The 26,646-nt window shown below is 46.7% G+C and carries 14 protein-coding genes; 6 read left to right on the top strand and 8 right to left on the bottom strand.

Annotated features, from left to right (window positions below; all coding sequences use genetic code 11):
• Positions 1-22: 22 nt before the first annotated feature.
• The 4 genes from QUA36_RS05745 (at position 23) to QUA36_RS05760 (ending at position 14,834) form a co-directional block, all read left to right on the top strand.
• A complete protein-coding gene (locus QUA36_RS05745; protein WP_333456065.1) occupies positions 23-3,262 on the top strand; it encodes an amino acid adenylation domain-containing protein in 3,240 nt (1,079 codons plus the stop codon).
• Complete coding sequence (locus QUA36_RS05750; RefSeq protein WP_333456067.1) at positions 3,259-9,015, top strand: amino acid adenylation domain-containing protein; 5,757 nt, start codon at positions 3,259-3,261, stop codon at positions 9,013-9,015. Before QUA36_RS05745 ends, QUA36_RS05750 begins: the two co-directional genes overlap by 4 nt.
• A gap of 63 nt (positions 9,016-9,078) precedes the next feature.
• Positions 9,079-13,419, top strand: a complete 4,341-nt coding sequence (locus QUA36_RS05755) for an amino acid adenylation domain-containing protein (protein WP_333456069.1) — start codon at positions 9,079-9,081, stop codon at positions 13,417-13,419.
• Positions 13,420-13,478: 59 nt separating this feature from the next.
• Entirely contained in the window at positions 13,479-14,834 is a 1,356-nt protein-coding gene (locus QUA36_RS05760; protein ID WP_333160201.1) for an aminotransferase class III-fold pyridoxal phosphate-dependent enzyme, read from the top strand.
• Between the two features lie 287 nt (positions 14,835-15,121).
• Here QUA36_RS05760 and QUA36_RS05765 read toward each other — a convergent pair whose 3' ends face one another.
• The 7 genes from QUA36_RS05765 to QUA36_RS05795 form a co-directional block, all read right to left on the bottom strand.
• A complete protein-coding gene (locus QUA36_RS05765; RefSeq protein ID WP_333160199.1) occupies positions 15,122-16,162 on the bottom strand; it encodes a tetratricopeptide repeat protein in 1,041 nt (346 codons plus the stop codon).
• Between the two features lie 446 nt (positions 16,163-16,608).
• On the bottom strand, positions 16,609-17,382 hold the full coding sequence (locus tag QUA36_RS05770; RefSeq protein WP_333160197.1) for a BMC domain-containing protein: 774 nt from the start codon (positions 17,380-17,382) through the stop codon (positions 16,609-16,611).
• 205 nt (positions 17,383-17,587) lie between these two features.
• Positions 17,588-18,280 (bottom strand): carbon dioxide concentrating mechanism protein, encoded by a 693-nt coding sequence (locus QUA36_RS05775; protein WP_333456072.1) that lies wholly within the window; start codon positions 18,278-18,280, stop codon positions 17,588-17,590.
• A gap of 289 nt (positions 18,281-18,569) precedes the next feature.
• Positions 18,570-20,225, bottom strand: a complete 1,656-nt coding sequence (locus QUA36_RS05780) for a ribulose bisphosphate carboxylase small subunit (protein WP_333456074.1) — start codon at positions 20,223-20,225, stop codon at positions 18,570-18,572.
• Between the two features lie 142 nt (positions 20,226-20,367).
• Positions 20,368-20,673: a EutN/CcmL family microcompartment protein gene (locus tag QUA36_RS05785; protein WP_172186882.1), complete on the bottom strand. Its 306-nt coding sequence runs from the start codon at positions 20,671-20,673 to the stop codon at positions 20,368-20,370.
• A 264-nt stretch (positions 20,674-20,937) separates the two neighbouring features.
• Positions 20,938-21,279 carry a carbon dioxide-concentrating mechanism protein CcmK gene (locus QUA36_RS05790; RefSeq protein WP_006635058.1) on the bottom strand — a complete coding sequence of 114 codons (342 nt, stop codon included), beginning with the start codon at positions 21,277-21,279 and terminating at the stop codon, positions 20,938-20,940.
• Positions 21,280-21,375: 96 nt separating this feature from the next.
• Positions 21,376-21,687: a carbon dioxide-concentrating mechanism protein CcmK gene (locus QUA36_RS05795; protein ID WP_006635059.1), complete on the bottom strand. Its 312-nt coding sequence runs from the start codon at positions 21,685-21,687 to the stop codon at positions 21,376-21,378.
• A 624-nt stretch (positions 21,688-22,311) separates the two neighbouring features.
• Between QUA36_RS05795 and QUA36_RS05800 the strand changes: the two genes are divergently transcribed.
• Positions 22,312-24,186, top strand: a complete 1,875-nt coding sequence (locus tag QUA36_RS05800; RefSeq protein WP_333160191.1) for an NAD(P)H-quinone oxidoreductase subunit F — start codon at positions 22,312-22,314, stop codon at positions 24,184-24,186.
• 144 nt (positions 24,187-24,330) lie between these two features.
• On the opposite strand, the gene QUA36_RS05805 is transcribed toward QUA36_RS05800, so the two are convergent.
• Positions 24,331-24,942 carry a Uma2 family endonuclease gene (locus tag QUA36_RS05805; RefSeq protein ID WP_333456076.1) on the bottom strand — a complete coding sequence of 204 codons (612 nt, stop codon included), beginning with the start codon at positions 24,940-24,942 and terminating at the stop codon, positions 24,331-24,333.
• 128 nt (positions 24,943-25,070) lie between these two features.
• On the opposite strand from QUA36_RS05805, the gene QUA36_RS05810 reads away from it, so the two are divergent.
• Positions 25,071-26,585 (top strand): NADH-quinone oxidoreductase subunit M, encoded by a 1,515-nt coding sequence (locus QUA36_RS05810; RefSeq protein WP_333456078.1) that lies wholly within the window; start codon positions 25,071-25,073, stop codon positions 26,583-26,585.
• Positions 26,586-26,646 lie beyond the last annotated feature (61 nt).

The following is a 26,646-nucleotide window of genomic DNA, read 5'->3' on the forward strand; positions in this document are numbered from 1 at the left end:
GCTTATTAAAGGAACTTTAGAAATGCAAAACGAAACAATCGAAGGGTTTAGACTCTCTCCACAGCAACGGCATCTGTGGGGGTTACAGCAAAATAAAAGCCAACAGACTTATCGCGTTCGAGGTGCAATTTTAATTACCGGAAACCTCGATAAAGAGATTCTTAAAAGTGCGCTGCAAAATGTCGTAAATCGGCACGAAATCCTGCGTACTAGCTTTCACTGCTTGCCTGGGATGACACTACCCCTGCAAGCGATCGCCAGCACTGGTGAAGTTCCTATCTCGGAACACAATCTCAGCGGTTTGTCTCCAGAAGAACAAGAAGCTAAAATCGCAGCGCTTTTTCAGCAATTAAGTCTGCTTCCTTTTGATTTTGAACACGGCCCACTTTGGCACATCTCTTTAGTCACTCTCGCCCAAGACAAGCACCAATTGCTGGCGAACTTCTCTGCCTTAATTGCAGATAGCGTCACCCTGAAAAATTTTACCCGCGAACTCAGTCTTTCCTACTCAGCTTATACGTGCCAAGAAGAACCAGCCGATGAGCCAATGCAATATGCCGATATTGCTGAGTGGCAAAATGAGTTACTCGAATCAGAAGAAACGGCAATCGGCCAAGAATACTGGCGAAAGCTGAACATTGAATCTTTGGATTTATTAACGCTTCCTTGGGAAAAGAAGAATTCAGAAGCGGAATTTAAGCCGCTAGTAGAAAGGGTGGAAATTCGGGGTGATTTGTTGAACAGCCTGGAAGCGATCGCCCCAAAGCACAAAAGCGATATTTCTGCCTTCCTGCTGACTTGCTGGCAAATTCTCATTTGGCGGCTTACCAGAGAGCCAAACCCGATAATCGGCGTAGCGATTGACGGCAGAAAATATGAAGAATTAGAACACTCTCTGGGGCTGCTGTGCAAATACTTACCCCTACGATGCCCAGTGCAAGACGAGTTAAATTTCTCACAAGCGAGGCAGCAAGTTGAGCTTAATCTCAACGAGATGTACAACTGGCAAGAATATTTTAGCTGGGAAGAAATCCTAGAAAACGAAAAAAGCAGCAGCTTTTGGCCCGTCTGCTTTGAGTTCCAAGCAGAGCCTAAGAACTATGATAATTCAGACGTTTCATTTTCCCTTGTTCGGCAAGATGCCTGCCTAGAGCCATTCAAACTTAAGCTCTCCTGCCTTCGCCTGTGCAATTCCATAAGCGCTGAATTTCACTACGATTCCGCTTTATTTGGTGCGGCAGATATAAAGCGCTTGTCAGAACACTTTCAGGCGCTCTTAGAAAGCATAGTCAAAAATCCAGAAGTCGCTATCAGTCAGGTAGACATACTGAGCGATCGCGATCGGCTGCAACTTCTCATTGACTTTAACCAAACTCAAAAAGATTACCCTAAAAATAAATGCGTTCATCAGCTTTTTGAAGAACAAGCAGAACGCAACCCAGACAACATTGCCGTCGTCTTTGAAAGTGAACAAATCACCTACCGAGAACTCAACGATCGCGCCAATCAACTCGCCCATCACCTGCAAAACTTGGGAGTTGAACCAGAGGTCGTTGTTGGCATTTGCCTCGATCGCTCCTTAGAAACAATCGTAGGAATGCTGGGCGTACTCAAAGCCGGTGGTGCCTATTTACCCATCGATCCAACGACCCCAATAGAGCGCAAAGCGCTAATGCTAGAAGACGCTCAGGTGAAGGTTTTGCTCGTACAACAGCGGCTCATCGAAAGCTTGCCGAAAACTCAGGCAAATATTGTTTGCATCGATACAGACATTCCCACTGTTTCTGCATCTTACACCGCTCGCGCCTCTTCTGACAATTTAGCTTACGTCATCTATACTTCCGGTTCCACTGGCACGCCCAAGGGAGTCGCGATCGAACACCGGCAACTGCTCAATTACCTGCACAGCATTCAGGAAAAATTAAACCTACCAGCCGGTGCCAGTTTTGCTACCGTTTCCACCTTCGCCGCCGACTTAGGAAACACAGCAATTTTCCCCGCCCTTTGTTTCGGCGGTTGCCTGCATATTATCTCCCAAGAACGCGCCACCGATCCAGAGGCACTGGCTGAATATTTCTGCCGCAATCCCATCGACTGCCTCAAAATAGTTCCCTCTCACCTAGCCGCCCTTTTAAATTCCTCTCAACCCAAATCAATTTTGCCTGGTAAACGGCTTATTTTAGGAGGTGAATCTACTAACTGGAGCTTAATTAAAACACTTCGCAATCTTGCTCCCAGTTGCTCAGTATTCAATCACTACGGCCCAACAGAAACAACAGTAGGTGTCCTGACTTATCAAGTCGAATTTGATAAAATTGGGTGCGATTTTGACACAGTTCCACTCGGTATTCCGATTGCCAATACTCAGATTTATATCTTGGATTCTTACTTGCAGCCGGTGCCGATCGGCGTACCTGGTGAACTGTACATCGGCGGTGATAATTTGGGACGCGGATATCTTAACCGCCCTGAATTAACCGCAGAAAAATTTATTCCCAATCCATTTGACACGCAAGCAAAGACGCGACTGTACAAAACCGGCGACTTGGCTCGCTATTTGCCAGACGGAAACATCGAATTTATCGGGCGAATTGACGGCCAAGTAAAAATTCGCGGTTTCCGCATTGAATTAGGAGAAATCGAGGCGGTGCTGGGGCAACATCCAGATATCGCGCAGGCTGTAGTTGTGGCGCCAGAAGACGAGATGGCACAAAAGCGCCTCGTGGCTTATTTGATTTCCGAGCATAAACAAGCACCTACCCACAAGGAAATTCGCAATTTTTTAATGTCAAAATTGCCGGAGTACATGGTGCCTTCTACTTTTGTGATACTCAAAAGTTTTCCTTTAACTTCTAACGGAAAAGTAGACCGACGAGCGCTGCCCGCACCTGACGAAATGCGACCGGAGTTGGCAGGAAACTTTGTCGCGCCTCGCACAAATATCGAGGAAGTTTTAGCCGCTATCTGGGCTGAAGTTCTCAAAATTGAAAAAGTCGGCATTTACGACAACTTTTTTGAATTAGGAGGGCATTCCCTATTAGCAACTCAAGTAATTTCCAGAGTGCGCCAAGCATTTCAGGTCGAGTTGCCTTTGCACCGTTTATTTGAGTCTGCGACTGTCGCCGATTTTGCTGTAGCGATCGCGCAAAAGCAAGCCGAACAAACAGACAGTGAAATGCTCGCTCAAGTTTTAGCAGACCTCGATCAACTGTCAGAAGCACAAATACAGGAAATTCTCGCCCAACAAGGAGTCAGCAAATGAGTGATTTAATCGAACGCATCGCGGCTCTTTCTCCCCAAAAGCGCGAGTTGCTGTTGCAGCGGCTCAACCATAAAAAAGAAAACGTTTCGCTCGAAAAAATTCTGCCTCAAAGTCGAGAGTCTAACACTTTTCCTCTGTCGTTTGCTCAACAGCGGTTGTGGTTTTTTGAGCAACTAACTCCAGGCAACTTTACCTATCACACCCTCGTCGGCGTGCGTTTGACGGGAACACTCGACGCGAGATCTCTCGATCGCAGTCTCAACGAACTTGTCAAGCGTCATGAAGTTTTGCGAACGGCTTTTAAGACAATAGACGGGCAACCCGTTCAGGCGATCGCTTCAAATCTGGAATTGAAAATTTTAGAAATAGATTTGCGAGGTCTTCCTGAAACTGAACGATCTCGCGAAGTTGAACGGTTGATCGCCGCAGAAGCAAAGCTTGCTTTCGATTTGTCACAAGCACCCTTATTACGTGCCAAATTGCTGCAATTGAGCGATTCAAACTGGGTGCTGCTATTGAGTACGCACCACATCATTTTCGATGCCTGGTCAATGGGAATATTCATCCAGGAACTCGCCACGTTTTATCAAGCCTTTTGCACTGGCAAACCTTCTCCCCTTCCCGAACTGTCGGTACAGTACGCAGACTTTGCAAGTTGGCAGCGCCAGTGGTTGCAGGGAGAAGTTTTAGAGACGCAGCTTGCTTACTGGAAAAAACAGCTCGGAGGCAATCTCCCTGTACTAAATTTGCCAACCGATCGCCCCCGCTCGGCAATACAAAGCTTCCGAGGTGCGGTGCATAAATTTACTATTCCCAAGGCAATCGCAGAGGAAATCGTCCAATTGAGCCAGCGGGAAAAAGCTACTTTATTTATGACCCTACTGGCAGCGTTTAAAACATTGCTTTATCGCTACACCGGGCAAGAAGATATTTTAGTCGGCTCGCCCATTGCTAACCGCAACCGACGCGAAATCGAGGAATTAATTGGCTTATTTGCTAACACTTTAGTTTTCCGAACCAATCTGTCGAACAACCCAACTTTTAAAGAGTTACTGGCTCGCGTGCGAGAAGTAGCTCTCGGCGCGTATAACCACCAGGATTTGCCCTTCGATAAACTGGTAGAAATCCTACACCACGAACGAGATTTAAGTCATAATCCGCTATTTCAGGTGTTGTTTTCTCTGCGAAATGTTCGGACGTCGCAGATAAAATTGCCAGGAGTGACGTTGAGCAGTTTGGAAATAGAACGAAAAACGGCAAGATTTGATTTAGCGCTTGACCTGGAGGAAGGATTAGAGGGTATTAATGCAACTCTTGAGTATAGCGAAGATTTGTTTGACGCTAGCACTGCACGACGGATAGCCGGACATTTTCTAACCTTACTAGAAAGTATAGCTGCCAATCCCGAACAGCGCATTTCAAATTTGCCAATATTGACGAAACCTGAACAGCAGCAACTGCTGTTCGAGTGGAACAATACTAAATCGGAACTTCCGAAAAATCAGTGCGTACACGGCTTATTTGAAGCGCAGACAGAGCGGACGCCGGATGCGATCGCTGTCGTCTTTGAAAATGAATATCTGACTTACCGAGAACTGAACAAAAAAGCAAATAACCTCGCAAGTTACTTGCAAAAAATCGGTGTCAACCCAGAAGTTTTCGTGGGAATTTATGTCGAGCGTTCCCTAGAAATGATGGTAGGGCTTCTCGGCATTCTCAAAGCCGGTGGCGCTTATGTTCCCCTCGATCCAGCGTATCCACCAGAGCGCCTGGGATTCATGCTGGAAGACGCGAAAATTTCAGTGTTACTCACTCAGAAAAAGCTATTAGAAACCCTGCCCAAAAATAGCGCCTCCCTCGTGTTTCTGGATGCAGATGGGGAAGGCATATCGAGCTGCGACGAGCCAGTCGTGGGTTTACAAAATTCGTCCAATTTAGCCTATGTGATCTATACTTCAGGCTCAACAGGTAAACCCAAAGGAGTGCAAATTTCCCACGCCTCTGTCGTTAACTTCTTGAGTTCTATGCGCCAACAACTGGCGATCGCAGATCGAGATGTTTGGCTAGCAGTAACATCCTTATCTTTTGACATTGCAGCACTGGAACTGTTCCTGCCTATTACAACAGGTTCTCGCGTTGTTGTAGCCAGCCGAGAAGTGGCATCTAACGGCGAAAAGCTTTTAGAAACATTAACAAATTCTGGCGCGACAGTCATGCAAGCTACTCCAGCCAGTTGGAAAATGCTTTTAGCAGCAGGATGGCAGGGAAACAATCAATTAAAAATACTGTGCGGGGGAGAAGCTTTACCCCGACACCTCGCGAATCAGTTGCTTTTGCGCGGCGCTTCTGTGTGGAATTTATACGGCCCTACAGAAACCACTATCTGGTCTACTCTCTATCAGGTCGATCGCAAAGATGAATCAGTTTCCATCGGTCGCCCGATCGCTAACACTCAAATTTTCATATTAGACCGCTATTTAATGCCGGTTCCCATTGGCGTATTTGGCGAACTGCACATCGGCGGTGCAGGCTTATCTAGAGGCTACCTAAACCGACCGGAACTGACCGCAGAGAAGTTTATTCCTAACCCCTTTGCAGAGAACCCAATTCATGCTTCATTCATCCTTAATTCTTCATCAGAGATTCTTTCCGAACACCTCTATAAAACCGGGGACTTGGCTCGCTATCTCCCAGATGGAAACATTGAATTTATGGGGCGCAGCGACAACCAGGTGAAAGTTCGCGGATTTCGCATCGAATTAGGCGAAATTGAAGCGGTACTCAGCCAATACCCAGCCGTGCGAGAAGCGATCGCACTGGTTCGAGAGGACAATCCGGGCGACAAGCGTTTAGTAGCTTATATCGTTGCTAACTCACAACTCCCGGGCGGACACGGGGACACCGATCCTACGCATTCAGAATTTATTAATCACTTGCGCGTCTTTCTCAAACAAAAACTGCCGCAGTACATGATGCCGTCAGCGTTTGTGCTGCTGGAAGCAATGCCTTTAACGCCTAACGGAAAAATCGATCGGCGATCGCTAAAAGCACCTGACACAAACACAGCAGAATTCGAGAGCAATTTTACCTGCCCTCGAACTCCCGACGAGCAATTAATAGCAGAAATTTGGGCGGAAGTTCTCGGTTTAGAGCGCGTTGGAATTCACGATAACTTCTTTGAATTGGGAGGTCATTCCTTGCTAGCTACTCAGGCGATTTCTCGCCTGCGAGAAGCTTTTCAAGTTGAAGTACCCTTGCGCTCTCTTTTTGAATCCCCTACCGTCGCAACTGTCACCGAAAGCCTCTTGCAATATCGCGCCTCGCAAAAACTGAAAGCACCCCCCATCAAGCGTGCGTCAAGGCAGGAAGAATTACCCCTTTCTTTTGCACAACAACGACTGTGGTTTCTCGACCAATTGCAGCCGGGGAATCCTGCCTATAATATCCCAGCAGCCGTGCGCTTGAAGGGGGCGCTCAATGTAGCGGTTCTAGAGCAAACTTTTCAGGAGATTATCAAGCGACACGAAGCATTGCGGACAACTTTTAATTCCGTGGAAGGACGACCCGCTCAGGTTATTATTTCATCTTTTAATTTCACATTGCCGATCGTAAACTTAAGAGAGTTATCGCAAGCGGAACGAGAAGCCGAGGCAATGCGACTCGCCGCTGAAGAAGCGCGCCAGCCTTTTGACCTAACAAAATGGCCGTTACTGCGCGTCACATTGTTACATCTTGACGAGACAGAATACCTGCTATTAGTGACAGTACACCACATCGTAGCTGATGGCTGGTCGATGGGGGTACTCGTGCGGGAAGTGGCGGCGCTTTATGAAGCTTTCTGCAGTGGCAAACCTTCTCCCCTACCCCAACTTTCTGTACAGTACGCAGACTATGCTGTTTGGCAAATAAACTGGCTGCAAGGCGAAGTTCTGGAAGCAAAACTCGCTGACTGGAAGCAGCAGTTGGGTCAAATTTTGCCGCCGCTGCAATTGCCAGCAAAACAACCGCGTTCTGCTGTTTCTAGCGATCGAGCTGAGATTCAAGAATTCCAGCTTGATTGGCAAGTTTCACAAGCGCTAAACGCACTCAATAGGCAACACAATGTCACCTTATTTATGACCTTGTTGGCAGCACTTCAAACCCTGCTTTATCGCTACACAAATCAAGAAGATATTGTCGTCGGTACTGACCTGGCAAACCGCACACAAGTTGAGACAGAAGCTTTAATTGGTTTCTTTGTCAATATCCTCGTCTTGCGAACCGATATGCGCGGCAATCCTACATTTCGCCAACTGCTCGATCGCGTGCGCGAAGTGACATTAAAAGCTTACACTCACCAAGATTTGCCCTTCGACAAACTGGTAGAAGAACTGCGTCCCGATCGCACCCTGAGTCAGACACCGCTATTTCAAGTTTTATTCGTCATGCAAAATGCGCCCATGCCGAATTTAGAAATGGCCGGTTTAACTTTAATGCCGGTTGCAATTGATAGCGGTACCGCTAAATTTGATTTGGCGCTATTTGTGTCGGAAACAGACACAGGAATTGTCGGCAGTTGGAAGTATAATTCCGACCTATTTGACAGAGAGACGATCACTCAAATTTCAAATCGCTTTGAAACCCTCCTCGGCAGCATTGTGGCGCAGCCTGACAGCCGTTTAAACACTTTAGAAATTCTAACTGAAGCCCAGAAGCAGAAACAAGCCATGCAAGAATTAAAGCGTGAAAAAAGCAATTTTAGTAAGTTCAAAAGCGTCAAGCCGAAGCCAGTGGCTTTGCCGCAAGGCGAATTGATAAAAACCGAGTACCTGCACCCCGACGAACTCTTTCCTTTAGTCGCAAAACCAGCAGTAGCCGATGTCGATCTCGCAGACTGGGCGAAAAATAACCGCGAATTTATAGAGGCAAAATTGCTACAGCATGGAGGGATTCTTTTTCGAGGGTTCATCGGCCCTGTGGTTGCCGCATTCGAGGAGTTTGCACTCTCAATTTGTTCTGAATTATTTGAGGAGTACGGGGATTTGCCACGCGAAGGAGTTAGCGGAAAAGTTTACGGTTCAACTCCTTACCCAGCAGATAAAGCTATCTTATTTCACAGCGAGAGTTCGCACCTGCACCGCTGGCCGATGAAAATCTGGTTTTTCTGCGTTCAGCCAGCGCAACAAGGCGGAGAAACGCCGATAGTTGATTGTCGGAAAGTTTACCAGTTGCTAGACCCGAAACTCAGAGAAAAATTTGCCCAAAAGCAAATTATGTACGTTCGTAACTACACAGACGGACTCGATGTAAGCTGGAAAGATTTTTTCCAAACAGAAGACAAATCCGTAGTTGAGGAATATTGCCGGCAAGCTGGGATGGAATTTGAGTGGAAAGCAGGAAATAATTTGAGAACTCGCAAAATTCGCCCCGCAATTGCCAAGCACCCAAAAACCAAAGAGATGGTATTTTTCAATCAACTTCCCTTGCACCACATTTCCTGCTTAGATGCCGCAACCCGCGCTTCCTTGCTCTCGGTTTTTGGAGAAGAGAACCTCCCCCGCAATGTTTATTACGGTGACGGCACTCCTATTGAAGACTCGGTAATGGCAGAAATTCAGGCAGTGTACGCGCAAGCTGCTGTTAGTTTTCCCTGGCAAGCAGGAGACATCTTAATGCTAGATAATATGCTTGCCGCTCACAGTCGCAATCCATTTATCGGTTCGCGAAAAATTGTTGTAGCGATGGGCGAAATGATTCCTGAATCAGGAATTTAATTCCCTCTCATCTCTTCCAGGCAAAAGTAAGACAATAAAGTAGTGCTTTGATAAAGAGGAACAATGCAAACAATTAATGGATTTCGGCTTTCACCCCAGCAAAAATATCTGTGGCTGTTGCAGCAAGACAGCCCTGCTTATCGCATTCAATCCGCTATTTTGATCGAGGGAATTCTTCAAACCTATCACCTAAAGAAAGCTTTAGAAAAAGTTAGCGATCTCCACGAAATTATCCGCACAAGCTTTCAGCGAAAGGCAGGGCTAAAAATTCCTATACAAGTTATCTCAGAACATAGCTCGGTTTCGTGGAACTGGATTAACTTAAGTGAAGTAAATCCCCAGGAGCAAGAAGCCAAGCTTGAAGAAATTTTTCAGCAAGAAAAGAGCGCTTTATTCAACTTCGATCGCAATCCTGTTTGGCACTTGTCTTTAATTACACTTTCATCTGAGAGGCATATTTTACTGGTCAGTTTGCCCACACTGTGCGCCGATAGTCGCACACTAAAAAATCTGGTTCAAGAAATCAGCCAGTGCTATGCCGCCTGCCTTCACGGTCAAGAAATTACCGATGAAGTTGTGCAATACATTCAATTTTCCGAATGGCAAAATGAATTGCTCGAAGATGAGGAAGCGGCGGAGGGCAAAGAATACTGGACTGGGCATAATTATTCAGCGCTAGCGAGTTTAAGGTTGCCGTTTGAAAATAGATTAATTAACGCGCCAGCTCAATTTACTCCCCAATCTTTTGAGGTCAAATTAGAGTTAGCTTTGCTGGTTCAAGTGGAATATCTCGCCCGCGAGTACAACACCTCACTTTCTACATTCTTGCTCGCTTGCTGGAAAATTTTGCTCTGGCGGCTGATTGGCCAATCAGAGCTCGCTGTTGGCGTGGCATTCGACGGTCGAAAATACGAAGAACTAGAGCCAGCGCTTGGGCTGTTTGCCAAATTTTTACCGCTGTCGAGCCAACTAACAGAAAACTTTTCCTTCGCGGAAAGCTTGCAGCAAATTCAGCAGGAAGAACGCCAAGCATACAAGTATCAAGAATATTTCTCCCACGAATATCTAGGCAACTCTTCCGGCTTTCCATTTGGTTTCGAGTTTGAGGAACAGCTCGAAAAGCATTCGGCTAGTGGCGTATTTTTTTCGATTTACAAGCAGTATGCGTGCTGCGATCGCTTCAAAGTTAAACTCTCTTGCCACCGCCAAAATGACTCGATCGCCGCTGAGTTTCATTACGATCCTATCTTCCTGGCAGACAACAGTATCCAGTGCTTGGCAGAGCAATTTTACGCCTTGGTGCAAAGTGTAGCCAGCAACCCACAAACCGCGATCGGCAAGCTCGAAATGCTGAGCGATCGCGCCCGAAATCAATTATTAGTAGAATTCAACAGCACAAAAGCAGATTACCAGCTCGATAAGTGCGTGCACCAGCTATTTGAAGAACAAGCAGAGCGATCGCCGAACCGGATAGCTGCTGTTTGTGAAAATCAGCAAATTACCTACAGCGAACTCAACGCCCGCGCTAACCAAATCGCCCATTATTTGCAACAATTAGGGATAAAACCAGAGGTGATTGTCGGCATTTGCGTCGATCGCTCTTTAGAGGCGATCGCTGGAATTCTAGGCATCCTCAAAGCAGGTGGCGCGTACCTACCGATCGACCCAGCCATGCCCAAAGAGCGCCTAGCATTGATGCTGCAAAACGCTCAGACTCCAGTGCTGTTAACCCAACAGCATCTCATCAAAAGTTTGCCTGAAACTAAGGCATATATCCTGTGCTTAGATACAGACATTCCCTCTTTTTCTCCTACTAATTTCGTCTCTGCTTCTGGTGAAAATTTAGCTTACATTATCTATACCTCCGGTTCCACCGGCACCCCCAAAGGAGTCGCCATTGAACACCGACAACTGCTCAATTACCTGCACGGAATTCAGGAAAAATTAAACCTGCCATCAGGTGCAAATTATGCCACCGTTTCTACCTTCGCCGCAGACTTGGGAAACACCGTTATTTTTCCGGCGTTGTGTTCGGGTGGATGCCTGCACATCATCTCTCAAGAACGCGCAACAGATCCTCAAGCAATTGCGGCTTATTTTCAGCAACATTCTATCGATTGTCTTAAAATTGTTCCCTCTCACTTAAAAGCTTTGTTGAGCGCTGATAACGCCTCGCAAATTTTACCGAAAAAGCGATTAATTCTCGGCGGTGAGCCTTTGATGTGGAATTTAATTGAAACAATTCAGAAATACAATCCAGACTGCTCGATCTTCAACCATTACGGGCCGACAGAAACAACTGTAGGCGTGCTGACTTATCAGGTACGAATGCAGGGCGATCGCATTTCCCAGACAGTTCCTTTAGGTCGCCCGCTACCCAACACGCAGATTTATTTGCTCGATTCGCACTTGCAGCCAGTTCCTGTAGGGGTAGCCGGTGAATTATATATTGCTGGGGCGGGATTGGCTCGCGGCTATCTAAACCAACCAGAACTCACTGCAGAAAAATTTATTTGCAAGTCATTGACTCAGGAACCGGAAACTCGACTTTACAAAACTGGCGACTTAGCTCGCTATTTGCCAGACGGAAATATAGAATTTATCGATCGCGTCGATCGCCAAGTAAAGCTGCGAGGTTTCCGCATTGAATTAGGGGAAATTGAGGCGGGGCTGTCTCATCATCCCTCTGTACGCGAGGCAGCCGTTTTACTTCAAGAAAATGAACCGGGAAATCAGCGTTTAGTCGCCTATATTGTTTCTCAATCAAAACCCAGCATTCAGGACTCACAACTGATTGAAAGCCTGCGTTCATTCCTCAAAGAAAAGCTGCCCGAATACATGATACCTTCTGCTTTTGTGGTTCTGAAAGCGCTGCCACTGACTCCCAATGGCAAAATAGACCGTCAAGCGCTTCCTGCACCGTCCATAGCAGCCAATTTTACAGATACGTTTGTAGGCCCTCGCACTCCCGGTGAGGAGATTCTTGCCGAAATTTGGAGCCAGCTTCTCAAGCTTCAAAAGGTAGGAATTCACGACAATTTCTTTGACTTGGGGGGACACTCATTACTGATTACTCAGTTGTTAGCCAAAGTGCGAGAAATTTTTCAGGTGGAATTGCCTTTGCGCGTTTTGTTTGAAGCTCCTACTGTAGCTGGTTTAGCTGAAAAAATCGAAATCCAACAAGGGGGCAACACAGCGGGCGATCGCACTGCAAGTTTCGATATTAACGCTGAAGTTGTTTTAGATCCGGCAATTCGCTCTACAACTCCATTGAGCGAGCCAAAAACTGAACCGGCTTGCATTCTCTTAACAGGGGCGACGGGCTTTTTGGGAGCCTTTTTACTCCGCGACCTCTTGCAACAAACTCAAGCAGAAATTTATTGCCTAGTCCGTTCTGCCGATTCAGAATCAGCTAAAAAGCGGATTCAAAGCAGCCTCGAATCCTATTTAATTTGGGATGAAAGCAGCAGCGATCGCATTATCCCAATTGCTGGAGATTTGTCTCAACCACTTTTGGGGCTTTCCGAGGAGCAGTTCGGAGTTTTAGCCAGTAAAATTGATGTCATTTACCACAATGGCGCGTTTGTCAAGTTTACTTATCCCTACTCGGTTCTCAAACCCCCTAACGTTTTGGGGACGCAGGAAGTTCTGAGATTGGCGAGTCAAAGTAAGCTAAAACCAGTCCATTTAATTTCTACGATTTCCGTTTTCTCGGCAATTGGAGAATCTGGGATTAAGCTCGTGCGAGAGGAGGATGAACTGACTCCGGGAGAGGGTTTAAAAGGCGCTTACACTCAGACTAAGTGGGTGGCAGAAAAGTTAGTAGAGGTCGCGCGCGATCGGGGAATTCCTGTTAGCATTTACAGGCCAGGTCGCATTTCTGGGGATAGCAAAACAGGGGCTTGCAATCCCAGCGATTTACTATACAGGTTAATCGCTGGTTGCGTGCAACTTGGATGTACTCCCGATGACGATAAGCTGATGAATGTAGCGCCTGTTGACTATGTGAGCCGAGCGATCGTTCACTTGTCGAGCAAAAAAGAATTGCTAGGAAAGACTTTTCATTTAGTCAACAATCAGTCCTTTCAAATGAGTGAATTGCTTGGCTGGATTTGCTCAATGGGTTATCCAATCAAACGAGTTTCTTCTGAGACTTGGCAAGCAGAAATAATCAAGCGCGCTGGAAATTCTCCCGATCATGCTTTGTACCCGCTAGTCGGTCTTTTCTCCGAAAAAGTTTCGGAATCAGAAATGGCTAAATCTGCCACGCTGCAATTCGATTGCCAGAATGCGTTGAAGGGACTTTCTGGAACTGATATTATCTGCCCACAAGCCGATGCGAGTTTGTTTCGGACTTATTTTTCTTATCTCGCAAATTGTGGCCTGATAGGTAGCCGCAATTAAAACTTGTAAGGGCGCAAAGCATTGCGCCCCTACCTGACTCAATCTCTGGAAAATTCAAAATGAACGAACAATTGCAGCAAAGACACATGAAAGCGCTGATAGAGCGCTACACCGATCGCACAAAAACCTCTAAGAATTTCGCGCAAAAATACCGTCCGGTTCTCGCTGACAATCGGGCTTCTGATGGGTTTCGCTTTCCCGTCAAGGAGATGTTTTATCCCATTGTCGCCGATCGCTCGCTTGGCTCTAAAATGTGGGATGTTGATGGCAACGAGTACATCGATATCACAATGGGATTTGGCATCAATCTTTTCGGTCATAATCCGCCCTTTATTAAAGAAGCCCTATTAGAGCAACTCGATCGCGGCGTACAAATTGGCCCACAAGCAGACCTTGCCGGAGAAGTTGCGGAATTAATCTGCGAACTGACGGGGATGGAGCGCGTCGCTTTTTCTAATACCGGCACCGAAGCAGTGATGGCAGCTTTACGATTAGCTAGAGCGGCAACTAAACGCAATAAAATTGCTTTGTTTTCTGGTTCTTATCACGGTCATTTTGACGGAACTCTCGCCGTTGTAAAAAAGATAAATGGCGATTTATGCACCATTCCAAAAGCGCCAGGAATTCTTGCTAATTTTATTGAAGATGTTTTAGTTTTGGATTACGGAAGCCCTCATGCCCTGGAAATTATCAAAGCTCACCAGCACGAATTAGCGGCGGTTCTCGTGGAGCCGGTGCAAAGCCGCCGTCTCGATTTGCAACCCAAAGAATTTCTCCAGCAACTCAGGCAATTAACAAAAGAATCAGAAATTGCGCTGATTTTTGATGAAATGGTTAGTGGTTTCCGAATTCATCAAGGCGGGGCGCAGGCGTGGTTTGGCATTGAGGCAGATATTGCAACTTATGGCAAAATTGTCGGGGGCGGTATGCCCATTGGAATTATCGCTGGAAAAGCTGCTTATATGGATAAAATTGACGGCGGTTTGTGGAACTACGGCGATGATTCCTACCCCCAGATAAAAACCACAATTTTTGCTGGCACTTTTTGCAAGCACCCACTTGCTCTGGCCGCTGCGCGTTCCGTGCTGCGCTATCTTAAAAATCAAGGCCCAGCCCTTCAGCAGCAGTTGAATCAGCGAACTTCGCAGCTAGTTGAAACCCTGAATACTTATTTCAAAGAGAATGAAGTCTCTGTCTGGCTTGTAAATTTCGGATCGCAATTTCGCGCTGCTGCATCCGTTGAGATAGATCCGCTACTTTTTCACTTACTCGAAAAGCGTATTTTCATATCCGAAGGTCGTAGCTGCTTTCTCTCCACCGCTCACACTAATGAAGACACAGATCGCATCATTCAGGCTGTTAAAGAGAGTATTCAAGAAATGCGCGAAGGAGGCTTTTTCCCGATTCAGCAATAAACTTGGTTTTTGATCTCGCGCATTTTTAACGGACTCAGATTTAACTCACCTCCGAACCTCAATTTTCAGGAATGGAGAACTGGGTGATCATTAGGGATAGAAATTACTGAATATTTCTACTTACCATTGTCTCGGTTGATTCATTTTTATCTACTCAATCCATGTACGCAGCCCGTTGGGGGTTGCGGAATGTGGATTTAAATGTCTGTGCCTTGCAACTGCGCTTTCCACGCTCAAAGATTTATGCAATAAGTCTCAGGACTAATGGCTACTAACTACTGGCTAAATCAATCATTAATAAATTCACCTTCACAGATAATCGAGTCTCTGTTCTCCAAATCTTCTTGATTCCAGACCGCGTTTAATGCTGCGGAACTTAAGGAAGTTGACATCGTATTTAATGTTGTGTTGTAGTATTCTACAGCATTATTAAGTTCCATCTGCGGCGCTTCTTTGAAGTACGAATTAATATCAGGCGTACACCGCTGGGCTTGGTAGTATACATAAGCTTCAGCATTAATGCACATTACGTGATAAAAATCCTTATTTGCTGCCGCAACATCTCCAAGTTTATACAGCGCTAAACCCCGGTTGAGATAAGCTTTAACATAGTTCGGCTCTAGTTTTACTGCTTGGTCAAAGTCTTCAATTGCAAGCTGCATTTGTTTTAATTTATAGCGAACGCAACCTCTGTTATAATAGGCATAAACATTTTGTGGATCGATGGCGAGTGCAATGTTGTAATCGGCCATCGCCTGCGTATTGTCTCCTAGTTGGTGGTAACAGAGACCTCGATTTATGTAAGCTTTGATATATTTAGGATTCAACCGCAGCGTTTCGTTAAAGTTTTCCGTTGCTGCCTCTTTTTCTCCCAAAAGGTAGTAAGCGCGCCCCCGGTTGTAATAGGTTTTATAATTGTGGGAATTGATAGATAGAGCTCGATTGTAGTCTTCTATTGCTTCTTCGTAATTTCCTAAATTAGCAAGTACAAGTCCCCGGTTGTTGTAGATAGCGTGGCTGTTAGGCTTATTTGCTAAAGCGCAGTTGAGATCTTCAATGGCTTTTTCGTGTTCTCCGAGATGACGCCAAGCATTGCCTCTATTCAAGTAAGCCTCGAACAAATTAGGATTGATATCTAGGGCTTGGCTGAGGTCGGCGATCGCTTTTTGGTAGTCTTTCATGTAATAGTAAACCAAGCCGCGATTGTTATAGGCTTTGGCATCGGCGGGATTGAGTTGCAGTATCTGATCGAAGTCCTCAAGTGCCGCTTCATAGTTTCCTTTCTTGGCGCTGTGCAAACCGCGCTTGTAAAATTGTTTGAGGTTCATAGGTCAACTTTCAGGATTGCTTGATTCTGGGGGTTGATTCCTTTGCTGTCAGTTTTGAGTTGAACAACTGTTAAAGTTCTATTTTTTTGCCACCCGTTATTAGATTACCCTCAAATTCATTGTAGGCTATCTACCGGAAACAGGATTTTGGGTTTATTTTAACAGCAGTTAAATCCTGTGGAAAGAGTCTGCACCTCGGCTGGATTTACTTCGTCAGTTCCATTGTTTAGGCGATCGACTTGATCTCAAAAGTCTAGTTTTACTTGCTGCTCTGTGTCTATTGGTGCGGCTGCGATCGGCTCGATAGGCAAATTAAGTTTGAGACCGCTACTGAGTATAAATTGTTGCCAGCAGTCCTACCGAGTAAACTCTATATTTTGTTGACAAACTTCGTCTCAGTATTTGCGGCAGTACGTCTCTACAAACTTTTGTTGTCTAACTACCAATTACCGATTGATTTCCTCTTCCACATAAACAGTCAATTTCTCCAAATCTGGAAGTTCGATCAATTCTTGTTCCTTTTCCTTAACCGACATGGGCATCATCACAGGTTTACGCTGCTCGATCCAGCAACTCGCCAGCGGTAAAGTTTGTTCCAAATCTTCCAAAGGCCTCGGAATTACCATCACCGCGTTCAACTCGCCAATTCGCTCAGCTTCGTACATCCCGGCCTCTACGGCTACTGCTACATCTGCAACTGCACCGCGAATAATTGCCGTGCACAAACCGGCGCCTATTTTCTCGTAAGCTGCCAAGTGTACGTCTGCGGATTTGAGCATAGCATCGCAAGCACCGACCATTGCCGGAAATCCCCGGGTTTCGAGCAAACCGATCGCCTGATGGCTAAGCCGAGAATAACTGCCGCTTTCCGACAGTTGAGTCAGGCGAAAGCCGATCGGCAAAACCACTTCCAAATTAGCCAAAGGTCTAGCAATCACCAACTTAGAAACAAACTGCCCGAACTGTTCGGCAGTTTGAGCTCCAGCTTCCACAGCCAAACGCACATCCGAAATTCTGCCCCGGACGATCGCCGTACAGTGACCGGAACCTATTTTTTCGTATCCTACTAAAATCACTCCTGCCGACTTCAGCATCATGTCAGCAGTCCCCACAATTGCCGGAAAACTCTTGGTGGATACCAAACCCAAAGCAGTGTCTTTGAAGTATTCCTGGCGCTGCGATCGCTCTTCGTGACTGTTACGATCTGTTTGTCCGTCCATCTTCTATCACCCTTAGAAACTTCCCAAAATAAAAATTTGTTGATAGTTTATAGTTTCTCAGATGAGAAGACAGACTGCACGAGCTACAAGACACAGATTGCTGCGGCAAGGCCTTACAAATTGCTGAGCTACCAATAATATGAGATTACCTATTTATATTTGATCTTTCTGCCTTCAGCATAGCTGCCTTTTACGGAAATGACGGCTACCCGGAACCGCCCGATAGAGTTTGGCCGTTTTCCTCCGGTCGATTAAAAGCTTGCCGGTGCGGAAACAGCGTCCCCAACAGCCGATTGATGTGAGCTTGACCGTACAGAATAGTTGGCGTTTCCCCTGGTTGGGGCGGCTCTGTGGCGGTGGATTCCGGCGGCTCTGGGGCAGTCTCCGGCGCAGTTTGAGGCGGTGTTTGGGCGGGTTGTGGCGGCTCGATCTGCTCGATCGGTTGATCGACTGGTGGCGTAGTGGCTTCGGGGGTTTCTGGTGATGTTGGCGCTGCTGTTGGCTCTGCTGCGGTTGCTTCTGTTGCGGTTGCTTCTGCGGCGGCTTGGCGGCTGGTATCTCCCATTAGAGAACCTGCTGCCATAATTTGCATTTTGTCGATACAAGGATTGATTAGGGTCGTCCCGGCGCCAATACAGGCATTTTCCCCGATCGTTCCCGCACCTACCACCAGCACCCCTGCACCCAGAATAACGCCCGCCGCGATTTCCAGAGTACCTTCACGGGCGTGAAGGATAACTCCCATACCGATACAGGCACCGGCGGCGATCAATATCCGGCTGCCCGGATCTGCTTGCAGGATTACTCCAGGGGCGATCGCCGCACCCTCATTCACAACTACATCGCCACTCATCAAAATCTGAGAGTTGCTACTTAATTGCAGTGGCGATAAATACATTCGACTTCACCATGAAAGGAGCTATTTTTTTCGATAAAACGACTTTAAATTATGGGTTTTCTCGACTGATAAATTTAACCATGTCAATCTAAGAAACGATAATTTACTAATACAGAGAAGCTTGATGCTTTAACGTTTTATAGAAACTTTTAAAAGATTCTAGATTTTGACCAACATTTGTCAATCGAGCTTTTTAACTATCTCAAATCCAACTTCAATCCGCTGGGGTTTCTCCCGTTGGCCCCAGTGCGAGGGCTTAACGGAAGAAACAGGCTAATTACCAGGCAAATTAAGGTCGTTGGATAATTTCTTCGAGTACCCGGCGCTTCGCCTTGGAGTCGATGCCAAGCAAGCGGACGTACTCGCCGCTGTGTTCTTTGAGACAGCTTTCGAGGGCAGAAATCACTTCAGATTCGCGGTTGGATGAGATCGGGGCGCAACTGTTCCAAGAACCGGTGCGGAAACGGCGCGCGTCGGCGTGTTCCGTGCCAATTTTGTAGCCTTGGGAAAGCAGGTTGCGGATTTGGTCGATCGTCTTGCCGGTCAAACTTCCGCTGCTGGCCGAACCAGTCGAAGCTGCTTTGTATCCCGATGTTGCTGCAGGCTTAGATGTTCCTGCCGGCTTAGCCGATTGACCAACCGGGCCGTCGGGACGCTGAATAATTTCTTCAACGATACGTCGTTTAGCTTTCGGGTCAATCCCGATCAAGCGCACGTACTCGCCCTGGTACTCGTTCATCACAGCTTCCAAAGCGGCGATCGCCTCAGATTCGTTTCTCACTTGCAGCGAAGCCCCGCTTTGCCAAGAACCGGTGCGGAAGCGGCGCGCGTCGGCGTGTTCCGTCCCCACCTTGTAGCCTTGAGCTAGCAAGCCGCGAACCTGAGCCACTGTTTCGGCACTCAATTTTCCGCTTGACACGGAACCGCTATTGTGGTATGAAGCTTGTTGTGCAACTTTACCGTTAGATTGGTGAGTTTTCGCACCGTTAGAACCGTTAGAGCCGTTGTCTCCCGGTCTTTGGACGATTTCTTCTAGTACGCGGCGTTTGGCTTTGGTGTCAATCCCGATCAAGCGGACGTATTCTCCTTGGTGTTCAGCCATGCAAGCTGACAAAGCCGCGATTACTTCAGAGTCGCGCTTTGAGGAAATCGGGCCGCAAGTACGCCAAGAACCGGTACGGAAGCGGCGCGCGTCGGCGTGTTCGGCTCCCACGCTGTATCCTTGGGCTAGTAAATTGCGGATGCTATCGGCAAGAGTTGAACTCAATTGGGTGCCGGCATGGGTAGAATATTTGGTTTGAGTCATATTGGGGTTTTTAGTTTGCTCGTTGCGAATTGGTGCTAGACAGGCGATGTTCTCAGCGCAGCGATAACCCGTTCTCAGAGCGTCATTGATGCCGATGACATGGGTCGCAAATTGAACGTCAGAATCTAGAACGTCAGGCAAGCGATCGGCTTGCTTCTGATTAGTGATGATGGCTCCCGAAGGTACGTACTTACCTTCGGGAATCTCCACATCTTTAATTAGTACGTGCATCATGACAATGCAGCCGTTGCCCACTCTGGCATTGAACACCGTAGAGCGAAAGCCGATAAAGCAGTCGTCGCCCACGTAGGCAGGGCCGTGAATTAAACTCATGTGGGTGAGGGAAGTATTCTTCCCCACCCACACAGAATAGGATTTGTCGTCGTCTCCTGTGACTCGGCCTTTTTCTAGGCCGTGAATCACTACTCCGTCTTGAATGTTGCTTCCTTCTCCGATATAAAAAGGAGTGCCTTCATCGGCGCGGATAGATGTCCCGGGGGCAATCATCACATTAGAACCGATATGCACATCCCCAATAATGTTAGAAAAGGAATGTACGAAGGCGGTATCGTGAATTTTGGGCTCAGCCAAGTTTTTCGACCAAGGCGTCGGGGGAGCCGCAACGTTGCGGACTGCCATAAATTAAGTTCTCCTAAGCTGAAAAATTTTTTGTTAGTTGTTAGTTGTCAACTGTTCACTGTTAGCTGTTCACTCTTCACTGTCAACTGTTTACTGTTAGCTGTTAGCTGTTCACTGCCAACTGCCAACTGCCAACTGTCAACTAGCGGTACGGGTCGTCTTTTTTACTGTAAATGAGGCGGTTTTCTACATTGACAGTATCTATAATGCCTACTACTAGAGCATCGATCGGACGGTTTTCACTTCCGGGCGCGATCCGGGCTGCGCTGCCTCGGGTTACTAAAACCCATTCATCTATACCAGCACCCACACAGTCAGCGGCTACCTCATAGCCGGGAACTGGCGAACCTTCCTCATCGATGAATTGCAGCAGTAGAAATTTCGATCCTCTCAGTGTCGGCTCTTTTTGGGTACTGACAACTGTGCCGAGAACTTTGGCCATTTGCATTTTAGGTAATAGGTAATAGGTAATTGGTAACTGTCATTTTTACCGGGTCACTTGTCTTTTTTTTAATTAGCTTTACTCAGTCCGCTGTCCGCATTTTAGAGTTATGCGTCGAGTAACTAATGACTAATGACTCATGACTAATGACTCATGACTAATAACCAATATCCCATACCCACCTCAATTAAAAATTAAAAATGCTAAATCACAAACCTCGCGATTTTTAATTTTTAATTACCAAACGCCCCTAACAGCCGTGAGCCTATCTTATGATCTGTTGAGAGGGCGAATGCCGCTCACGCCTTCGCGGAACTGTTCTACAGCTTCGGTGTAGCGAATGGGCAACACGTACTCTAAGTTTTCGTGAGGGCGGGCGATAATGTGGGTGGACATCACTTGTCCGCCGTTAACCCGCTTGACGGATTCGACTCCGGCTGCGACCGAAGCTTGCACTTCCGAGACATCTCCTCTTACAATGACCGTAACCCGAGCGCTACCGATTTTTTCGTAGCCTACCAAGGTGACGCGGGCTGCTTTGACCATCGCGTCAGCGGCTTCTACCACTGCGGGGAAGCCTAGGGTTTCGATCATGCCAACTGCAATTGCCATTGGTTTTACTCCTGATTGAATATTTGGGGAACTAAACAGTTAATTTTTGACGATCGCACTAATTTTCGTCCAACGAAATCTATGGGCGCTAAGAACTTAGTAGCCTCGGAACTGTTCTACTGCTTCTGTATATCGAATCGGCAGAACGTATTCTAGGTTTTCGTGGGGGCGAGCGATAATGTGGGTAGAGACGACTTCTCCGCCATTCACCCGCTTGACGGATTCGACTCCGGCTGCGACTGAGGCTTGGACTTCCGACACGTTGCCGCGCACAATTACGGTGACGCGGGCGCTGCCGATTTTTTCATAGCCCACGAGGGTAACGCGGGCAGCTTTGACCATAGCATCGGCAGCTTCCACAACAGCGGGAAAACCTTTTGTCTCAATCATTCCCACGGCAATTGACATTTTTGAATCTCCTTTGAGGATGAGCGAAATTACCGTTACAAATCTTTGAGAAATCTAAAAATTTGGACGGGGAGGCCCACATTTTTTAGTAAGGCAGTGTAAAGCTTCCTATCCTATAAGAATAGGGGAAGCTGTCCACCTTGACAATATAAACTAACATCATAATGTTTAATAACAAAAATTAAAATTTTTTATGTTACTTAAACTAATTTAATATTTATTTAATAATCTTAATATTGAGAGAGGTAGATACCGAGAGCGAGAGGGGATTAAAGTAAGTAAGAATACTCATAAAGTAGAGTCCGGTATGTGAAGCAAGAGCTGATAACTGCCGGGAAACTTGGGGATTTCAAAAGGGGGATCGCAGGGAAATCGGCAAAAAAGGCAGTCTTGGCCTATCGGCAGGCATTTTTTTCTTTGAGTGCCTCGTCTGCTCAGCCTGTAATTTTGTATTGAGATAATTATCAGTTTTGATGCTTTAATGTATAGTTAATCTGGAGTGCAAATTATTTTGCCACAACTATACGATCGGGGTTAGTCAAAGTTTTAGGGTCTCGCGCGATCTACCGCGACTGTTTTTTGTATAAAGGCAGCCGGTAATTTGAAGTTTAAGGGATAAATTAAATGACTCAATTTCTCCTCCAAGCCTGTTGGTGGGTACCTTTATATGGCTTAATAGGCGCAATTTTAACTTTGCCGTGGTCTACGGGAACAGTTCGCAGAACAGGGCCCAGACCGGCCGCTTACTTCAATTTGTTGATGACTGTGTTGGCTTTCATACACGGGTCAATTATTTTTACAGCGACTTGGGATCAACCGCCCCAACAGTTGCTCGTCCACTGGGTACAAGCAGCCGATTTAGATTTGTCTTTTGCAATAGAAATCTCCACCGTCAGCGTCGGAGCAATGGAGTTAGTTACAGTTCTGAGTTTGCTAGCACAAATTTACGCTCTAGGCTACATGGAAAAAGACTGGGCGCTAGCTCGATTTTTTGGGCTGATGGGTTTTTTTGAAGCGGCAATTAGCGGCATTGCCATTAGCGACTCGCTGCTTATAACTTACGCTTTGTTGGAAGTGCTGACGCTTTCAACTTACTTGCTAGTCGGGTTTTGGTACGCTCAACCGCTCGTAGTAACAGCCGCTAGAGATGCGTTTTTAACCAAGCGTGTAGGAGACGTGCCACTGCTGATGGGAGTAGTGACGCTTTCAACTTTAGCGGGAAGTTTGAATTTTTCCGATTTGGAAACATGGGCGGAAACTGCAACTTTGTCTCCCCTAGTGGCGACTCTTTTAGGCTTGGCTTTAATCTCCGCACCTACGGCCAAGTGCGCTCAATTTCCCTTCCATCTATGGCTCGACGAGGCGATGGAAGGGCCCAACCCGGCTTCGATTATGCGGAATACGGTAGTTGTGGGCGCTGGGGCTTATGTTTTGATTAAACTTCAGCCTGTTTTAGCACTGTCGCCCGTGACTGGTGCGGTGCTGGTGGTTTTGGGTGCGGTGACGGCTGTTGGCGCTTCCTTGGTGGCGATCGCCCAAATCGACATCAAAAGAGCACTATCGCATTCTACCAGCGCTTCTATGGGTTTGGTGTTTATCGCCGTGGGGCTAAATCAAGTTGACATTGCTTTGCTGTTGCTGTTCGCGCACTCGATCGCCAAAGGTCTATTATTCATGAGCGTAGGGTCAATTATTACCACAACTAACACTCAAGATTTAACAGAAATGGGTGGGTTGTGGTCGAAGATGCCTGCCACGACTACGGCTTATTTAGTAGGCGCTGCGGGCATGGTAGCCTTGTTGCCTCTGGGCAACTTTTGGGCGATGCGGCGCTGGCTCAACGGTTTTTGGACTTTGCCTTTGTGGCTGGTAATAGTGCTGCTTTTAGTTAACGGTTTGACAGCACTAAATTTAACTCGCATATTCGGTTTAGTCTTTGCGGGAAAACCGCAGCCGAAAACTCGCAGAGCTCCAGAAGTTGGTTGGCCGATGGCTTTGCCGATGGTAATTTTGACAGTGATGGGGCTGTTGGTGCCTTGGATGTTGCAGCGGTGGCAACTTTTAATTAGTTGGACTGGCCCTTGGGCGCAAACGGGGGATTTTGATGCTTTAAATTTGCTGTTGAAGACTCTGGATATTCCGCTGTTAATGTTATCTGGGTTGATTGGCGTTGCGGTTGGGGTGGCGATTTATTGGTACGGGGCTTTACCTCGACCGGTACGGCTGCCGGTGCCGGCGTTGCAGGATTTGTTTGCTTACGATTTTTATATCGATCGAGTGTACCGCTTGACTGTGGTTTGGGCTGTGGCTTCTATTTCTAAAATCAGCGCTTGGACTGATAGGTATGTGGTGGACGGGGCGGTGAATTTGTTCGGTTTTGCGACAATTTTCAGCGGTGAAGGGTTGAAGTACAGCGGCACCGGCCAGTCGCAGTTTTATGTGTTGACTATTGCAGCGGGGGTTGCTGTGTTGCTGGCGTTGATTATTTGGCAGTTTTAAACTGCAGAGGTTGGCAGATGAATTTTTTGGGGTTTGTCTGCTTTTTGTCTGATGTTATTTAATTTTAAACCGCAGATGAGGGCGGATGAACGCAGATGAACGCAGATTATTTTAGTCTGGGTTTTTCTGCTTTTTTATCTAGTTTTACTCAAAATCGATCGGCCATAATTCGGTCACTGGAACTTCCCAACCGGGCAAAAGTTCGGGAATTGAAATCATGTCGCCGTCTCTCAATACCACTGGCTCGGCTGTCGGAGTGTAAATTGTTATTGTGCGCTTGTCTGGGTCGATTAATATTCCTACTTTGGCTCCGAGTTCGATGAATGATAAAATTTTTTCTCGGAGGGGTTTGAGGCGATCGGACTGAGATTTGATTTCTACCACTAAGTCGGGAACAAGTTCGGCAAAATACCTTTTACTTTGTTTGAGGCGATCGGCTACCACAAACGAAACATCGGGAGTTCTCAGATCGGAATTGGGGAGAATAAACCCGCCGCTGGACTCAAACACTCGTCCGAGTTTGCGGGGTTTGACCCAGTTACGCAAAAGACTCCTAAACTCAAGTCCAATTTCGCTCGATACAAGGTCTGATGGGCCCACAATGATAATCTTCCCATCTACCAGTTCTAATTGGTAGTCTAGATGTGCTTCCGAGAGTATACCTTGCAGTTGTTCCAAGTCGGCAACGGTGAGGCGGGTGGAAGGAGAACCGGATTTAATTTGCAAATCTTCTCGATCTGTAAGACTTGAGGTCATAGAAGGATTCCACAGACATTTGAATCTATGTTAACAAGAAAATTAGCCGATCGCTTTTATATGTAGTTGCTTTGCGTTAATGTTAAATATAGCTCTAAATACTGTGTAACAAAGGAAAGTTTTAATTGATGCTCAGTGCTTTAATCTGGATACCAATGTTGGCTGCTGCCCTGATTGGGCTCTGGCCCGGTTCAGTGAGTTCTAAAATAGTTCGGAATGTCGCGATCGCCATTGCGGCCATAACTTTTATTCTTTCGGTGATTTTGGCAGTTCAGTTTGATGCCAGTATCAGTCAGTTGCAGTTTGCGGAATTCATTCCTTGGATAGATGTTTTGGGATTGAATTACAATCTCGGCGTTGATGGTTTGGCTCTGCCTTTGGTAATTTTAAATACTCTGCTGACAGGAATAGCTATTTACGCTACGGATGAGTCGATCCGCAGACCTCGACTTTATTATTCTTTGATTCTGTTAATTACTGGCGGCGTAACAGGGGCTTTTTTATCTCAAAATTTGCTGCTGTTTTTCTTGTTTTTTGAGGTAGAATTGATTCCGCTTTACCTGTTAATTGCGATTTGGGGAGGCGAGCGCCGGGGTTATGCTGCTACTAAGTTTTTAATCTATACTGCATTTTCGGGAATTGTGCTGCTGGCTGCTTTCTTGGGCACTGGTTGGCTTAGCGGTGCTTCGAGTTTCGATATGGTTGGTGCAGCGGGCGCATCGCATTTGCAAGGAGGATTGCCATTGCCTTTGGTAAGGCAAATTGTTTTGCTGACAGGGGTATTGCTGGCTTTTGGAATTAAGATGCCTTTAGTGCCTTTTCATACTTGGCTGCCGGATGCTCACGTAGAAGCTTCGACGCCGGTTTCGGTGCTGCTGGCGGGGGTGCTTTTGAAGCTGGGAACTTATGGGATGCTGCGCTTTGGTTTAGGTTTGTTTCCCGATGCGTGGGCGGTGGCGGCGCCGATTTTGGCGAGTTGGGCGGTGGTAAGCGTGCTTTACGGGGCGAGTTGCGCGATCGCCCAAAAAGATATGAAAAAAATTGTAGCTTACAGTTCGATCGCTCACATGGGCTACATTTTGTTAGCTAGCGCCGCAGCTACTCCGATTAGTATGCTGGGAACTGTTTTGCAAATGGTTAGCCACGGTTTAATTTCGGCGCTGCTATTTTTGAGTGTCGGCGTTATTTACAAAAAATCCGGCACCCGCAACATCGATGTGCTCAAAGGTTTGTTCAATCCCGATCGCGGTTTGCCGATGATTGGCAGTTTAATGATCCTCGGCGTGATGGCAAGTGCCGGCATTCCGGGTTTGGCTGGATTTATTGCTGAATTTTTGATGTTTCGGGGCAGTTTGCCAGTGTTTCCCGTGCAAACTTTGCTCTGCATGATCGGCACTGGTTTAACTTCAGTTTACTTTTTACTTATGGTCAACCGCGCCTTTTTCGGCCGCCTTTCGGATGTGGTGGTAAATTTGCCGCAAGTCCGCTGGCGCGATCGCATCCCTTCGCTGGTTTTAGCAATAATTATCGCCATCATGGGAGTGCAGCCGGGAGTTTTAATTGCTTTGAGCGAAAAAACTGCGATCGGAATGGTAGCTAATGTGCCACCGCAAGTTCAAGTGATTGCTCAAAACTTGAAATAAAATATGACCTAGGTTCGTAGTGAGGAATACAAGTCCTCTCTTAACAGCTTCTAGCCCATCA

Source organism: Microcoleus sp. Pol10D4 (assembly GCF_036701555.1).
In the GTDB taxonomy this organism is placed as follows: domain Bacteria; phylum Cyanobacteriota; class Cyanobacteriia; order Cyanobacteriales; family Microcoleaceae; genus Microcoleus.